The 13,799-nt window shown below is 71.9% G+C and carries 15 protein-coding genes; 3 read left to right on the top strand and 12 right to left on the bottom strand.

Translation table 11 applies throughout. From position 1 onward, the window contains the following. Positions 1 to 257: 257 nt before the first annotated feature. Positions 258 to 1,112, bottom strand: coding sequence for an NAD-dependent epimerase/dehydratase family protein (locus M4J07_RS19940; RefSeq protein WP_305127928.1), 855 nt, complete (start codon positions 1,110 to 1,112; stop codon positions 258 to 260). Positions 1,113 to 1,239: 127 nt separating this feature from the next. On the opposite strand from M4J07_RS19940, the gene M4J07_RS19935 reads away from it, so the two are divergent. Then, positions 1,240 to 2,076 (top strand): helix-turn-helix transcriptional regulator, encoded by an 837-nt coding sequence (locus M4J07_RS19935; RefSeq protein WP_255973775.1) that lies wholly within the window; start codon positions 1,240 to 1,242, stop codon positions 2,074 to 2,076. Here M4J07_RS19935 and era read toward each other — a convergent pair. Further along, positions 2,073 to 3,023 carry a GTPase Era gene (gene era, locus M4J07_RS19930; protein ID WP_255973773.1) on the bottom strand — a complete coding sequence of 317 codons (951 nt, stop codon included), beginning with the start codon at positions 3,021 to 3,023 and terminating at the stop codon, positions 2,073 to 2,075. The two genes, M4J07_RS19935 and era, sit on opposite strands and share 4 nt — an antisense overlap. Positions 3,024 to 3,143: 120 nt before the next feature. Here era and M4J07_RS19925 point away from each other — a divergent pair, with 120 nt between their 5' ends. Continuing rightward, entirely contained in the window at positions 3,144 to 4,475 is a 1,332-nt protein-coding gene (locus M4J07_RS19925) for an ammonium transporter (RefSeq protein ID WP_255973771.1), read from the top strand. Beyond that, positions 4,472 to 4,810, top strand: a complete 339-nt coding sequence (locus M4J07_RS19920) for a P-II family nitrogen regulator (RefSeq protein ID WP_255973769.1) — start codon at positions 4,472 to 4,474, stop codon at positions 4,808 to 4,810. The genes M4J07_RS19925 and M4J07_RS19920 overlap by 4 nt, the downstream gene beginning before the upstream one ends. Positions 4,811 to 4,820: 10 nt before the next feature. Here M4J07_RS19920 and M4J07_RS19915 read toward each other — a convergent pair whose 3' ends face one another. From M4J07_RS19915 to M4J07_RS19870, 10 genes are all read right to left on the bottom strand, one after another. After that, positions 4,821 to 5,189, bottom strand: coding sequence for a transglycosylase family protein (locus M4J07_RS19915; protein WP_374215061.1), 369 nt, complete (start codon positions 5,187 to 5,189; stop codon positions 4,821 to 4,823). 363 nt (positions 5,190 to 5,552) lie between these two features. Further along, positions 5,553 to 5,906, bottom strand: coding sequence for a cytidine deaminase (locus tag M4J07_RS19910; RefSeq protein ID WP_255973767.1), 354 nt, complete (start codon positions 5,904 to 5,906; stop codon positions 5,553 to 5,555). A gap of 144 nt (positions 5,907 to 6,050) precedes the next feature. Further along, a complete protein-coding gene (locus tag M4J07_RS19905) occupies positions 6,051 to 6,407 on the bottom strand; it encodes an MmcQ/YjbR family DNA-binding protein (protein ID WP_255973765.1) in 357 nt (118 codons plus the stop codon). Beyond that, on the bottom strand, positions 6,404 to 7,690 hold the full coding sequence (locus tag M4J07_RS19900; protein ID WP_255973763.1) for a hemolysin family protein: 1,287 nt from the start codon (positions 7,688 to 7,690) through the stop codon (positions 6,404 to 6,406). Before M4J07_RS19900 ends, M4J07_RS19905 begins: the two co-directional genes overlap by 4 nt. Next, positions 7,687 to 8,184, bottom strand: coding sequence for an rRNA maturation RNase YbeY (gene ybeY / locus M4J07_RS19895; protein WP_255973761.1), 498 nt, complete (start codon positions 8,182 to 8,184; stop codon positions 7,687 to 7,689). The genes M4J07_RS19900 and ybeY overlap by 4 nt, the downstream gene beginning before the upstream one ends. A gap of 15 nt (positions 8,185 to 8,199) precedes the next feature. Beyond that, the gene (locus M4J07_RS19890; RefSeq protein WP_255973760.1) at positions 8,200 to 9,234 is read right to left on the bottom strand and encodes a PhoH family protein; all 1,035 of its coding nucleotides are present in this window, start codon (positions 9,232 to 9,234) and stop codon (positions 8,200 to 8,202) included. Between the two features lie 116 nt (positions 9,235 to 9,350). Then, the gene (locus M4J07_RS19885; RefSeq protein ID WP_255973758.1) at positions 9,351 to 9,809 is read right to left on the bottom strand and encodes a MarR family winged helix-turn-helix transcriptional regulator; all 459 of its coding nucleotides are present in this window, start codon (positions 9,807 to 9,809) and stop codon (positions 9,351 to 9,353) included. Positions 9,810 to 9,891: 82 nt separating this feature from the next. Next, a complete protein-coding gene (locus tag M4J07_RS19880; RefSeq protein WP_255973756.1) occupies positions 9,892 to 10,992 on the bottom strand; it encodes a carbohydrate kinase family protein in 1,101 nt (366 codons plus the stop codon). A gap of 78 nt (positions 10,993 to 11,070) precedes the next feature. Next, the gene (locus tag M4J07_RS19875; RefSeq protein WP_374215060.1) at positions 11,071 to 12,477 is read right to left on the bottom strand and encodes an MFS transporter; all 1,407 of its coding nucleotides are present in this window, start codon (positions 12,475 to 12,477) and stop codon (positions 11,071 to 11,073) included. Between the two features lie 67 nt (positions 12,478 to 12,544). After that, positions 12,545 to 13,799, bottom strand: a 1,255-nt coding sequence (locus M4J07_RS19870; RefSeq protein WP_255973755.1) for a glucarate dehydratase family protein, incomplete at its 5' end; no start/stop codon positions are given.

Raw genomic sequence — 13,799 nt, 5'->3', positions numbered from 1 at the left:
GCTGGTCGCGCAGTTCCCCGCGCCCCTGGGCGAGCCGGATCAAGCCCCTCCGGCGCTTGAGGAGCGGGGTCCGGGGCAGCGCCCCGAGGCCGTTCCCCGGGTGGCCGCCGGTGGGGGCTGGTCGCGCAGTTCCCCGCGCCCCTGGGCGAGCCGGATCAAGCCCCGCTGGCGCTTGAGGAGCGGGGTCCGGGGCGGCGCCCCGAGGCCGTTCCCCGGGTGGCCGCCGGTGGGGGCTGGTCGCGCAGTTCCCCGCACCCCTAAAGGGCACCCGCATCCCGGGCCGTCCACACGGACGGGAACAGCGGGCGGTAGCCCAGCTCGTGGCGGATGCGAGTCGTCGACATCACGCTGTGCCACGGGTCCGCCGCATCCTTGTCGTACGCCTCCCGCGGCACCGGCACCCCATTGAGCTGGAAGAGATCGACCGTGGTGACGGGCGCGTCGTCGGCGATGTTGTAGACGCCGGTCGCGCCCGGCGCGTAGAGAAGGCGCTGCAGACCCTGCGCGACATCCGCGTGGTGACCCATGTGCAACCGCTGCATGGCGGGCCAGTTCGGCGCCCAGTCCATCACGTTGTCCAGATGCGGATCCCCGTCGCCGTACACGAACGGGAGCCGCCCGATACGCAGGTCGTCGAGCCCGTCCATGGCGCCCAGCGCACGCTCCGCCTCCCACTTCGACTGCGGGTAGGCGCCCCAGAGATGACCACCGGGCACCGTCTCGTCACCCTCGACCAGCGGCCGGCCCCGCCCCGCCCCGTACACGAGCCCCGTACTGACCTGCACGAACCGCCGCACGCCGGAGGCCACCGCGGCCCGGCCGAGCTCGATCGCGGCGTCCCGGTTGACGGCCTGCGCCTCCTCGTCGGGCACCCCGCGGAACGCCGCCGCGACGTTCACCACCGCTTCCACCCCGGCCGTCGCCTTGCCGAGCACATCCGTGTCGCGCAGATCGCCGACCTGCACCTGCGCGCCGAGCTCGGCGAACCGTTCACCGCGCGCCGCGTCCCGTACGAGCACCCGCACCTCGTCGCCGGGCGCCGTGTTCTGCAGCAGCCTCGGCACGAAGCGCCGTCCGACCTGCCCTGTCGCTCCGGTCACCAGAATCAGCATGGCCGCCTCCTCGTCGTCGTAGCCATGCTCAGAGCCTGGATGCTCTGCGGTCGCGGCGGGAGAGACGCGGTTATCCAGGGAGCGGCACTCCCTGGATACGGCCCGGGATCCGCGTGATGCTGGAAGCGTGAACCGAGCCGAACTCGCCGACTTCCTGCGCCGCTCCCGCACCCGCCTGTCCCCCGCGGACGTGGGCCTCGCCGAGGGACTGCGCCGCCGTACGCCGGGCCTGCGCCGTGAGGAGGTGGCGCAGCTGGCCGGGATGTCCACGGACTACTACACGCGGCTCGAGCAGCGCCGCGGCTCGCATCCGTCGCGCCAGATGCTGACCGCCCTGGCCCGCGCGCTGCGGCTGACGGCGGACGAGCGGGACCACCTGTTCCATCTGGCGGGCGAGGAGCCGCCGCGGCCCGGCACGTCGTCGGGCCATGTGCGGCCGGGCCTGCTGATGATCCTGGACCGGCTGCACGATCTGCCGGCCCAGGTGCTGAGCGACTGGGGCGAGGTGCTCGCGCAGAACGCCATGGCGGTGGCCCTGTCCGGCGACAACGCCGGGGTGAACATGATCCGCCGGTTCTTCCTGGAACCGGCGAGCCGCACCCTGCTCCCGGCCGAGAGCCACGAGCAGCACGCCCGCACCCACGTGGCGACGCTGCGGGCGGTCACCGGCGCCCGCCCGGACGATCCGGGCCCGGCCGCCCTGGTGGCCGAACTGCGGGCGGGATCGGGCGAGTTCGAGGCGCTCTGGCAGGAGCACGAGGTGCTGGTGCGGCGCGCGGCGACGAAGCGTTTCGTGCACCCGGTGGTCGGCGTCCTCGACCTCGACTGCGAGGTGCTGACCGGCGACGGGCACGGCCAGATGCTCGTCGTGCACTCGGCACGGCCGGGCACGGAGACGTACGAGCGCCTCGAACTGCTGCGGGTGATCGGCGTCCAGGACCTGTCCCCCAGCGACAGCGCCTAGAAGCCGAGCTTGCGCAGCTGGCGCGGGTCGCGCTGCCAGTCCTTGGCGACCTTGACGTGCAGGTCGAGGTAGACGGGCGTACCGAGCAGCGCCTCGATCTGCTTGCGGGACTTGATGCCGACGTCCTTGAGGCGCTTGCCCTTGGGGCCGATGATGATGCCCTTCTGGCTGGGCCGCTCGATGTAGACGAAGGCGTGGATGTCGAGGAGCGGCTTGTCGGCGGGGCGGTCCTCGCGCGGCAGCATCTCCTCGACGACGACGGCGATGGAGTGCGGCAGCTCGTCCCGGACGCCTTCGAGCGCGGCCTCGCGGATCAGCTCGGCGACCATGACCTGCTCGGGCTCGTCGGTGAGGTCGCCCTCCGGGTAGAGCGCGGGGCCCTCGGGGAGCAGCGGGACGATGAGGTCGGCCAGCAGGTCGACCTGCTTGTCGCCGACGGCGGAGACCGGGATGATCTCGGCCCACTCGAAGCCGAGCTCCTTGCCGAGCTGGTCGATGGCGATGAGCTGCTCGGCGAGCTGCTTGCTGTCGACGAGGTCGGTCTTGGTGACGATGGCGATCTTCGGCGTCTTCTTGATGGACGCGAGTTCCTTGGCGATGAACCGGTCGCCGGGGCCGAGCTTCTCGTTCGCGGGCAGGCAGAAGCCGATGACGTCGACCTCGGCCCACGTGGTGCGCACGACGTCGTTCAGCCGCTCGCCGAGCAGGGTGCGCGGCTTGTGCAGACCGGGGGTGTCCACCAGGATCAGCTGCGCGTCGTCGCGGTGGACGATGCCGCGCACGGTGTGCCGCGTGGTCTGCGGCTGGTCGGCGGTGATGGCCACCTTCTTGCCGACCAGAGCGTTCGTGAGGGTGGACTTGCCCGCGTTGGGGCGGCCGACGAAGCAGGCGAAGCCGGCGCGGTGCGCGGATCCGGGTGCGGGGGTGTGAACGCTCATGGCGCCCATTGTCCCTGATCCGGAAAGCGCCGCAGCACCGTGAGGTCCCGGTAACCCCTCGGCAACACGAAACACGGCGGAAACGCCGGGGTGCGGATTCCGAAACGCGGGCCGGTGACGCTGGCCCGCATGCCTGCCACGACCGTGCCCCTCGCCGCGCAAGCCGCCCTCGACACCGGTGACACCGCCTGGCTGCTCGCCGCCACGGCCCTCGTCCTCCTCATGACGCCGGGCCTCGCCCTGTTCTACGGCGGCATGGTCCGCACGAAGAGCGTCCTCAACATGCTGATGATGAGCTTCGTGTCCATCGCGCTCGTGACGGTGGTGTGGCTGGTCGCGGGGTACTCGCTCGCGTTCGGCGACGACGCGTTCGCGGGCCTGATCGGCGGTCTGGAGCACGCGGGCATGGCGGGGATCGGCCCGGACTCGGTGACCGGCACGGTCCCCACCTTCCTCTTCACGACGTTCCAGCTGACCTTCGCGATCCTGACCACCGCGCTGATCAGCGGAGCCGTCGCGGACCGCACGAGGTTCGGGGCGTGGCTGGTCTTCGTACCGCTGTGGGCGCTGCTCGTATACGTTCCCGTCGCGCACTGGGTGTGGGGTCCTGGCGGCTGGATCGCGCAGCACCTGGGGGCCCTCGACTTCGCGGGCGGCCTCGTCGTCGAGATCGCCTCGGGCGCGTCGGGTCTCGCCCTGTGCCTGGTGCTCGGGCCGCGCCTCGGCTTCAAGAAGGACGCGATGCGCCCGCACAACCTGCCGATGGTGATCATGGGCGCGGGCCTGCTCTGGTTCGGCTGGCTCGGCTTCAACGGCGGTTCGGCGCTCGGCGCGAACGGCCTCGCCGCGGCCTCCCTGTTCAACACCCTGATCGCGGGCTGCACGGGACTGCTGGGCTGGCTGTTCGTGGAGCAGCGGCGGGACGGGCACCCGACGACGTTCGGCGCGGCGTCCGGTGCGGTGGCGGGGCTGGTCGCGATCACCCCGGCCTGCGGCGTCGTGGGGGTGCCCGGCGCGGCCGTCGTCGGGCTCGCGGCCGGTGTCGTGTGCTCGTACGCCGTCGCCTGGAAGTTCCGCTTCGACTACGACGACTCACTGGACGTGGTCGGCGTGCACTTCGTCGGCGGTGTCGTGGGCACGGTCCTGATCGGCCTGTTCGCGACGTCGGCGATGACCGGGTCGGGCGCGAAGGAGGGCCTCTTCTACGGCGGCGGGTTCGGGCAGCTCGGCAAGCAGCTGGTCGCCGTGCTGGTCGTGGCGGCGTACACGTTCGCGGTGACGTACGGGCTCGGCAGGGCCGTCGACCGGTTCCTGGGGTTCCGGGCCGCGGCCGAGGAGGAGCTGACGGGCCTGGACCAGACGGTGCACGCGGAGAGTGCGTACGATCACGGCGTCCTGAGCGCCTCGGCGCACCCCGCCCACGCTCCCGTCTCCGTCGCCGGAAAGGCCAAGCAGTCATGAAGCTGATCACCGCGGTCGTCAAGCCGTTCCGTCTCGACGAGGTCAAGACGGCGCTGCAGGAGCTGGGCGTGCAGGGCCTGACGGTGACCGAGGCCAGCGGTTACGGGCGGCAGCGCGGGCACACCGAGGTGTACCGGGGCGCGGAGTACCAGGTCGACCTGGTGCCCAAGGTGCGGATCGAGGTCGTCGTCGGGGACGACGACGCCGAGGCCGCGATGGAGGCGATCGTGCGGGCCGCCCGGACCGGCAAGATCGGTGACGGCAAGGTCTGGGCCGTGCCCGTCGACACCGTGGTGCGGGTGCGGACGGGCGAGCGGGGCCCCGACGCCGTCTGAGTCAGCCCGGTCAGAGGCTGACGCCGCAGTTCGGCCAGGCGCCGGCGCCCTGGCTGGCGAGGACCTTGTTGCCGACGGTGATCTGCTCGGCCTTGCTGGCGAGGTGCGCGCTGGGGGCGTACTGGGTGCCGCCGTAGGCGGCCCAGGTGGACTGCGTGAACTGCAGGCCGCCGTAGAAGCCGTTGCCGGTGTTGGCGGACCAGTTGCCGCCGGCCTCGCACTGCGCGACGGAGTCCCAGGAGCCGGTCGGGGCGGCGGCGGTCGCGGCGGAGGCGGAGCCGGTGCCGACGATCACCATCGCGCCGGCGGCGCCGGTGAGCACACCGGCGACGGCGAGACGACGGACGCGGGACGAGGTCTTGCGGGCAGAGGTGAACACGTAGAAAGCCTTCGTTCGGGGACGGGGGGTGCCCGGCGCCTCCCGGTGACGGGACGCTGTGAGCGCTTCGGCGCCTGGCAACGGATCCACCATGACCGGCCTGTCCGGGTTTGCCCCATGGGTCCTAAGTCCCACCGACGGGACTTTGGTCCTTCTTTCGCCCGTCGCGGCGGCGGGACCAAAGACTCGGGCCGAAGGTCCCTCACCCCTTGCCCCACAAGGCCAGGACGCCTCCCTCGCGAGACACGTCGGGCCGGGACCAAAGTCCCGGCCCGACGCCGACGTGACCGTCTTCACGCCGTTCAGGCATGAACCGCCTCATTACTGGGCAAGCGGGGTTCCCTGTGACGCACGCCTCCCGGCTCAGCCCGCCTCGACGGCGGCCCGGACGGTGCCGTCCGGCGCCGCGAGGAACACCGGCGTCCCGGCCCCGCCCAGATCACGCACGGCGGCGACGTCCTCGCCCGCCAGGGCGTCCGCGGCCGAGACGACGGCGGCCGCCTCCAGGGACTGCGCACCGGAGGCCACGGCCATCGCGACGGCCGTCTGCAGCGCGCTCAGCTTGAGGGAGTCGAGGGCGACGGTCCCCGCGACGTAGGTACGCCCCGTCTCGTCCCGCACGGCCGCCCCCTCGGGCACACCGTTGCGGGCCCGCGCGGAGCGGGCCAGGGTGACGATCTTGCGGTCCTCGGGGCCGAGGTCGGTGCTCTCAGTCATGGGCTGAGCATAAGGAAGCCCCACCGGCCTCCGGCTCGGCGGGGCACGGCCCCGCGGCGGAGCCGCATGCTCCAGGGGCGCGGGGAACCGCGCGAGAAGCCCCACCGGCCCGCAGACGGGACCCGCCCCCCGCCGGAGGCCCACTCACGGCCGGTCGAGCCGCAACCGCTCCGCCCGCGGCAACCCCGCCACCACCAGGTCGTACGAGTCCTCGACCAGCTCACGGACGACGGACGCGGGGAGTCCGCCCACGGTCACCGTGTTCCAGTGCCGCTTGTTCATGTGCCAGCCGGGCACGATGACGCCCTCGTACTCGGCGCGCAGCCGCACCGCGTCCTCGGGGTCGCACTTCAGGTTGACCGTCAGGGGCCGCCCGTCCAGGTGGCTGAGGGCGAACATCTTCCCCAGCACCTTGAAGACCGACGCCTCCGGGGTGAACGGGAACTCCTCCACCGCCGCGTTGAACGACAGGCACAGCGTGCGCAGCTCCTGCGGTGTCATGCCGCCGGCTCCTCCCCCTCGGGTTCCACGAGCACCGTCACGATCTTGTTCCGCCGGCCGGCCGCGGCCTCCGCGGTCAGCCGCAGCACCCGCCCGTCGGGCAGGGTCACCACCGACGAGGCCCCGGCGATGGGGACCCGGCCGAGCGCCTTGGCGAGCAGTCCGCCGACGGTCTCCACGTCCTCGTCGTCGAACTCCTCGATGCCGTACAGCTCGCCGAGGTCGCCGATGTCGAGGCGCGCGGTGACCCGGAACCGGTCGTCGCCGAGCTCCTCCACGGGCGGCAGCTCCCGGTCGTACTCGTCGGTGATCTCACCGACGATCTCCTCCAGGATGTCCTCGATGGTGACGATGCCCGCCGTGCCGCCGTACTCGTCGATGACGACGGCGACGTGGTTGCGCAGCTGCTGCATCTCGCGCAGCAGGTCCCCGGCGTTCTTCGTGTCGGGCACGAAGGCCGCGGGGCGCATGGCGGTCGACACCAGCTCGGCCTCGGAGTCGCGGTTGATGTGCGTCTTGCGGACCAGGTCCTTCAGGTACACGATGCCGACGACGTCGTCCTCGCTCTCCCCCACCACGGGGATCCGCGAGAACCCGGAGCGCAGCGCGAGCGTGAGCGCCTGCCGGATGGTCTTTGACCGCTCGATGACGATCAGGTCGGTGCGCGGCACCATGACCTCGCGCACCAGCGTGTCGCCGAGCTCGAAGACGGAGTGCACCATGCGGCGCTCCTCGTCCTCGATCAGGGACTCCTTCTCGGCGAGGTCGACCATGGCGCGCAGCTCGGCCTCGGAGGCGAACGGGCCGCGCCGGAAGCCCTTGCCCGGCGTCAGCGCGTTGCCGATGAGGATCAGCAGCGGCGGGATCGGCCCCATGATGCGGGCCAGCGGCAGCAGCACGTACGCGGCGGCGGTGGCCGTGTTCAGCGGGTGCTGCCGGCCGATGGTGCGCGGCGAGACGCCGACGGCCACGTACGAGACGAGGACCATCACGCCGATGGCGACGAGCAGCGCCTGCCAGGTCGCGGTGAACTCCTCCAGGCAGGCGTACGTGACGAGCGCGGCGGCCGCCATCTCGCAGGCCACGCGCACCAGGAGCGCGACGTTCAGATAGCGCGTCGGGTCGGCGGCGACCTGCGCGAGCTTGGCGCTGCCGCGCCGCCCGGACCGGACGGCCTCCTCGGCGCGGAAGCTGGACGTGCGGGCGATGCCGGCCTCGGCGCACGCGGCGAGCCATGCCACCACGACCAGCGCGACGGCGCCCGCGATCAGCGAGAGGCTCATGACACGGTCGGCGCCGGCGACGGCCCCGTGTGTCCCTGCTCCGCACGCCAGCCGTCCACGATGGCGGCCTGGAGCCCGAACATCTCGGCCTTCTCGTCGGGCTCCTCGTGGTCGTACCCGAGCAGGTGCAGCACGCCGTGGACGGTGAGGAGCTGGAGCTCCTCGTCCATGGAGTGCTGCGTGGGCGCGTCCTCGCCCTGCTTCTTGGCGACCTCGGGGCACAGGACGATGTCGCCGAGGAGCCCCTGGACGGGCTCCTCGTCGTCCTTCGTGGGCGGCCGCAGCTCGTCCATCGGGAAGGACATGACGTCGGTGGGCCCCGGCAGGTCCATCCACTGGACGTGCAGCTGCTCCATGGCGTCGGCGTCCACGACGATCACCGAGAGCTCGGAGAGCGGGTGGATGCGCATCCGCGCGAGGGCGTAGCGGGCGATGTCGAGGATCGCCTGCTCGTCGACCTCGGTTCCTGACTCGTTGTTGACGTCGATCGACATGGCGCTGTTGGTTCTCTACTTCCCTCTGGGGCGGCCCTTGTGCGAGCCGTTCTCCGTACCGTGCTCGGTGTCGTACTTCTCGTACGCGTCGACGATACGGCCGACCAGCTTGTGCCGGACGACATCCTGGGACGACAGGCGCGAGAAGTGCACGTCGTCGAGGCCCTCCAGGATGTCCTGCACCTGGCGCAGACCGGACTTCGTGCCGTTCGGCAGGTCGACCTGCGTCACGTCGCCCGTGATCACGATCTTCGACTCGAAGCCGAGCCGGGTCAGGAACATCTTCATCTGCTCGGGGCTCGTGTTCTGCGCCTCGTCCAGGATGATGAACGCGTCGTTGAGCGTGCGGCCGCGCATGTACGCCAGCGGGGCGACCTCGATGGTGCCCGCCGCCATCAGCCGCGGGATCGAGTCGGGGTCGAGCATGTCGTGCAGCGCGTCGTACAACGGGCGCAGGTACGGGTCGATCTTCTCGTACAGCGTGCCGGGCAGGAACCCGAGGCGCTCGCCCGCCTCCACGGCCGGCCGGGTCAGGATGATCCGGTTGACCTGCTTGGACTGCAGGGCCTGGACCGCCTTGGCCATGGCCAGATAGGTCTTGCCGGTGCCGGCCGGGCCGATGCCGAAGACGATCGTGTGCTTGTCGATCGCGTCGACGTACCGCTTCTGGTTCAGCGTCTTGGGGCGGATGGTGCGGCCGCGCGACGACAGGATGTTCTGTGTGAGCACCTCGGCGGGGGTCTCCTGACCCGCGCCCTCCCCGTTCTGCGTCGCCTTCAGCATGGCGATGGAGCGCTCCACGGCGTCCTCTGTCATCGGTGCCCCTGTCCTCAGGACCAGCATCATCTCGTCGAACAGGCGCTGGATGAGGGCCACTTCGGCGGGCTCTCCGGTCGCACTGATCTCATTGCCCCGGACGTGGATGTCGGCTTCCGGGAAGGCCTTCTCGATCACTTGCAGCAGCGCGTCACCCGATCCGAGCACCTCGACCATGGGGTGCTTCGCCGGAACCGTGAACCGTGCGCGGGCGCTGGATGGTGTCTGCGTCATGGGCGGGCTCTGAGGGCCGCAGTCTCCTTGTGACAGCCGTGGTCTGATGCGTTCCAGCCTACGTCGCGCCACTGACAGGTCCGAAGGCTTTTCCGGACGCGGTCCGACCGGGGCCGTCAGCCCGTGCCCTCCTGCGTCACGGCCTCCTCGTACGCCCGCAGGGTGTCCACGAAGAACCGGCGCTGTTCGGGCGTCAGGGGCGTCAGGACGCGCTGCCAGGCCGTCGCGCCGGGCGCCAGCCACGCCGCGATCGCCTCGTGCTGGTCCGGGGCGATGGCGACGATCCTGCGCCGCCGGTCGGCCGGGTCCTCGCGGCGCTCCAGGATTCCCTTGCCGCTCAGGTCGCCGGCCATCAGGCTCACGGTGGTGGGCGCCACCTCCAGGCGCGCGGCCAGCTCGTTGACGGTCATGGGGCCGTCGAACAGCAGGCAGGCCAGCAGGGACAGGTGGCGGGGCGCCAGCGCCTGCGAGCGCAGCGCCTCCGGTACGGGGATCCGCTTCACGCGCCCGGCCATCCGCGGCATGAGCAGGAGCAGCTCCCGCACCACCGCGTCCACGTCACCCGATCCGGCCATCACGCATCGCACCCCTCGCCCAAGGCCCGGCCCGCCCGTACCCGAACGGAGATTCCACCATGCCCCGGGCCGGGCGCGCGCCTCAGGCGGCGCCGCCGAACCCGATCGTCGGCACGGCCCTGCGCAGCGGCCACGGCCGGGACGTCTCCGGCAGCAGGGGGCCGAGGAACGCGTACCGCTCCAGGGCCGCCGGGTCCTGCGCCCCGCGCTCCTCGTACGCCTGGATCTGCCGCCACCACGCGGCGACCTCCGACCAGCCGGGCGCCGACAGCGAGCCGCCGAACTCCTGGACGGAGAGCGCCGCCGTGAGTCCGGCGAACGCAAGCCGGTCCGCCAGCGGCCAGCCCGCGAGGGTGCCCGTGACGAAGCCCGCCACGAACACGTCACCGGCCCCGGTCGGGTCGAGCGCCGCCACCTCGATGGCCGGGACCGACGCGGTCTCCCCGGTCCTGCCGTCCACCGCGTACGCCCCGTCGGCGCCGAGCGTCACCACGGCCACCGGCACGTGGTCGGTCAGCGCGTGCGCGGCGGCCCGCGGACAGGACGTGCCGGTGTAGCGCATCGCCTCCTCCGCGTTCGGCAGGAACGCCTCGCACTGCCCGAGGTCGCCGAGCGCGGCCAGGTCCCAGCGGCCGGTCTCGTCCCAGCCGACGTCGGCGAAGATCCTGGTGCCCTTCCGCGCGGCCTCGCCGACCCACGGCGCCGCGATGCCCGGCGTCAGGGAGGCGACGGCCGCCCGGGCTCTCGGCGGGCACTTCGGGGCGGTTTCGGCGGGCGGCGGCTCGTGGCCGTGGCTGACCATGGTGCGCTCGCCCTCGTACGCCATGGAGACGGTGACCGGCGAGTGCCAGCCGGCCACGGTCCGCGAGTAGCCCAGGTCGATGCCCTCGCCCCGCTCCAGCGTGTCCCAGCAGTACTCCCCGTAGTGGTCGTCGCCGAACGCGGCGGCCAGCGACGTCCGCAGCCCGAGCCGGGCCAGCGCGGTGGCCATGTTCGCCACGCCGCCGGGGCTCGATCCCATGCCCCGCGCCCAGGACTCCGTGCCGCGCACCGGCGCGCTGTCCAGGCCCGTGAAGACGATGTCGAGGAAGACGGTGCCGGTGAGGTACACGTCGCAGGCCGGGTCGTCGGGCGTGCGCAGCGCCGCGAGGGGGTCCGTGTGGGCCGGTTCCGGGGAAGTCACATCACGCTCCCTGCAGTGGTACGGGTCCGGACAGTGTGCACGAAGGGGGCCCGTACCACGGCAGGTGACATCAGCCCGTCACGCGCCGGCGCCCTCCGGTCCCGCGGCGGTCCGCGCGACGGTGCCGGTCGCGCCGCGCGCGGGGCGTGCCGCCCGGCGCCGCGCCCCGCGAACGGTGTCGTTGCGGCCGCCGCCCCGGACGAGGAGCACGCTCAGCGCGGCGAGGAACCCGATCACGGTGAGCCCGAGGAGTCCGCCCTTCGTCGACCCGGTCGCGTCCTCGATGATCCCGAACGCGGTCGGGGCGACGAACCCGCCCAGGTTCCCGATGGAGTTGATGAGGGCGATGCCGGGCGCCGCGGCCCGCGCGTCGAGGTAGCTCTGCGGGATGGTCCAGAAGATCGGCGACGCGGGCTTGAACCCGACCGCGGCGACGCACAGCGCCCCGAGTCCGGCCCACGGCGACACCAGCACGGCGAGCAGGGTCCCGGTGCCGCCGACGAGCAGCAGCGCCACCAGGACGGGCCGCCGCTTGCCGAGCCGGTCGGACAGCCGCCCGGACACGTAGACGGCGGCGATGGCGAACAGCCACGGCACGGCGGTGAGCAGCCCCACCTGGAACTCGCTGAGGCCGCCGATGTCGTCGACGATCGAGGGCAGCCAGAACGTCACCGCGTACAGGGCCACGTTGATCGCGAAGTAGATCCACAGGAACAGCAGCATCTGCGGGTCGGCGAGCAGTTTCCACCGGGAGACGCGCGCGGTCCCGCGGCCGGACTGCCGCTCCTGCTGCTCGGCGTCGATGACGGCGACGAGGCCGTCCTTCTCGTCCTGGGTGAGCCAGGTGGCGCTCTCGACACTGGAGTCGAGGAACCGGTACACGACGAAGCCGAGCACCACGGACACGACGCCCTCGATGAAGAACATCCACTGCCAGCCGGAGTGGCCCCAGATGCCGTGCATCTCCAGGAGCGCGCCGGAGATCGGTCCGACGATGACGGTCGCGGTGCCCGATCCCATGAGGAAGACCGAGGTCGCGCGGCCGCGGTGCGAGTCGGGCAGCCAGCGGGAGAAGTAGTAGATGACGGCGGGGAAGAACCCGGCCTCCGCCACGCCCAGCAGGAAGCGCAGCGCGTAGAACATGCCGGCGCTGTCCACGAAGGCCATGGCGGTGGCGACGACGCCCCAGCTGATCATGATGCGGGTGAGCCAGACCTTCGCCCCGAAGCGCTCCATCAGCATGTTGCTGGGCACTTCGAAGAGCGCGTACGCGATGAAGAAGATGCCGGCGCCGAGTCCGAAGGCGGCGGCGGAGAGCCCTACGTCGGCCCGGAGCTGGTCCTGGGCGAAGCCCAGGTTGACCCGGTCCATGTAGTTGGCGACGAACATGACGAAGAAGAGCGGGACGACCCGCCGGAAGATCTTGTGGACGGCCGACTGCACGGCGGGGGGATGTTCGACGGAAGCGGGGACTGCTGGGGACACGAGCGGCACTCCTTCGTGCGGCTGAACCGGCCGGACCCGCTGGACCGGCCGGACCGGGGGCGGCGGGCTACCAGCGGGGCACGGGCGGTGTCACCCACTCCGGGTCGAGGACCCGCATCGCGGCCGCGTCGTCGCGGTCGCGCATCGCGGCGTAGGAGTCGTCGAGCCACCGCTGGTGCAGTTCGGCGAGGCGGTCGCGGTCGAGTTCGACGCCGAGGCCGGGCGCGTCGGAGACGGTGACGCGGCCGTCCTGGAAGGTGAGGCGCTCGGTGAGGACGTCCTCGGACTGCCACGGGTAGTGGGAGTCGCAGGCGTGGTGCAGGTTCGGCACGGTGGCCGCGACGTGCGTCATGGCGGCGAGGCTGATCCCGAGGTGGGTGTTGGAGTGCATGGAGACGCCGACGCCGAACGTGCGGCAGATGGCGGCCAGTTGCTGGGTGTTGCGCAGGCCGCCCCAGTAGTGGTGGTCGGAGAGCACGACCTGTACCGCCCCGCTGGTGAAGGCCTCCTCGATCTCCGCGAACGTCGTCACGCACATGTTGGTGGCGAGGGGCACCCCGGCGCGGGCGGCGACCTCGGCCATGGCGGGCGTGCCGAGCGCGGGGTCCTCCAGGTACTCCAGTACGTCACGGAGCTCGTCGGCGACCTTCAGCGAGGTCTCCACGGACCAGGCGCCGTTCGGGTCGAGGCGCAGCGGCTTGCCGGGGAAGGCCTCGGCGAGGGCGCGGATCGCGGCGATCTCCTCGTCGGGGGCGAAGCAGCCGCCTTTGAGCTTGAAGGACTCGAAGCCGTACCGCTCGTTGAAGAGGCGGGCCTGCGCGACGACGCCGGCCGGGTCGAGGGCGGCGCCCCAGTCGTCCTTCTCGCTCGCGACGCCCTCGGGGTGGTCGGCGTACTTGTAGAAGAGGTACGCGCTGTACTCCACGGAGTCGCGCAGCTTGCCGCCCAGCAGGGCGTGCACCGGAAGACCCAGCGCCTTGCCGAGCGCGTCGAGGCAGGCGACCTCGAACCCGGAGACGACCGAGAGCCGCAGCTTGTCGGCGGTCTGCACGCCGCGCAGGCCGCCGACGTCGACCTGGTCGTCGACCCGGGCGTCGTCCACGGCCACCTCGTCGGCGACCACGAACAGGCCGTTCAGGTCCGACACCTGACGGCCTATCAGCTTCTCGGCGAAGGGCCGCGCCAGCTCCAGGTACTTGGCGTCGCCGTACGTCTCGCCGACGCCCGTGACGCCGTCCGCCGTGACGACCTCGACGATGAGCCGGGGCGTGTACGGCTGATGGACGCCCTGGGTGTTCAGCAGCGGCGGGTCGGCGACGAGG

The organism is Streptomyces longispororuber (assembly GCF_024448165.1).
Lineage (GTDB): Bacteria > Actinomycetota > Actinomycetes > Streptomycetales > Streptomycetaceae > Streptomyces > Streptomyces longispororuber_A.
The sequence above is the reverse complement of the archived record's forward strand: the minus strand, read 5'-3'. Positions and strand labels throughout refer to the sequence as shown.

What these genes read in the sequence shown, in the direction of transcription:
- M4J07_RS19940 (WP_305127928.1), bottom strand. Translation starts at nt 1,112, where the DNA reads ATGCTGATTCTGGTGACCGGAGCGACAGGGCAGGTCGGACGGCGCTTC.
- era (WP_255973773.1), bottom strand. Translation starts at nt 3,023, where the DNA reads ATGGGCGCCATGAGCGTTCACACCCCCGCACCCGGATCCGCGCACCGC.
- M4J07_RS19925 (WP_255973771.1), top strand. Translation starts at nt 3,144, where the DNA reads ATGCCTGCCACGACCGTGCCCCTCGCCGCGCAAGCCGCCCTCGACACC.
- M4J07_RS19920 (WP_255973769.1), top strand. Translation starts at nt 4,472, where the DNA reads ATGAAGCTGATCACCGCGGTCGTCAAGCCGTTCCGTCTCGACGAGGTC.
- M4J07_RS19910 (WP_255973767.1), bottom strand. Translation starts at nt 5,906, where the DNA reads ATGACTGAGAGCACCGACCTCGGCCCCGAGGACCGCAAGATCGTCACC.
- M4J07_RS19905 (WP_255973765.1), bottom strand. Translation starts at nt 6,407, where the DNA reads ATGACACCGCAGGAGCTGCGCACGCTGTGCCTGTCGTTCAACGCGGCG.
- M4J07_RS19900 (WP_255973763.1), bottom strand. Translation starts at nt 7,690, where the DNA reads ATGAGCCTCTCGCTGATCGCGGGCGCCGTCGCGCTGGTCGTGGTGGCA.
- ybeY (WP_255973761.1), bottom strand. Translation starts at nt 8,184, where the DNA reads ATGTCGATCGACGTCAACAACGAGTCAGGAACCGAGGTCGACGAGCAG.
- M4J07_RS19890 (WP_255973760.1), bottom strand. Translation starts at nt 9,234, where the DNA reads ATGACGCAGACACCATCCAGCGCCCGCGCACGGTTCACGGTTCCGGCG.
- M4J07_RS19885 (WP_255973758.1), bottom strand. Translation starts at nt 9,809, where the DNA reads ATGGCCGGATCGGGTGACGTGGACGCGGTGGTGCGGGAGCTGCTCCTG.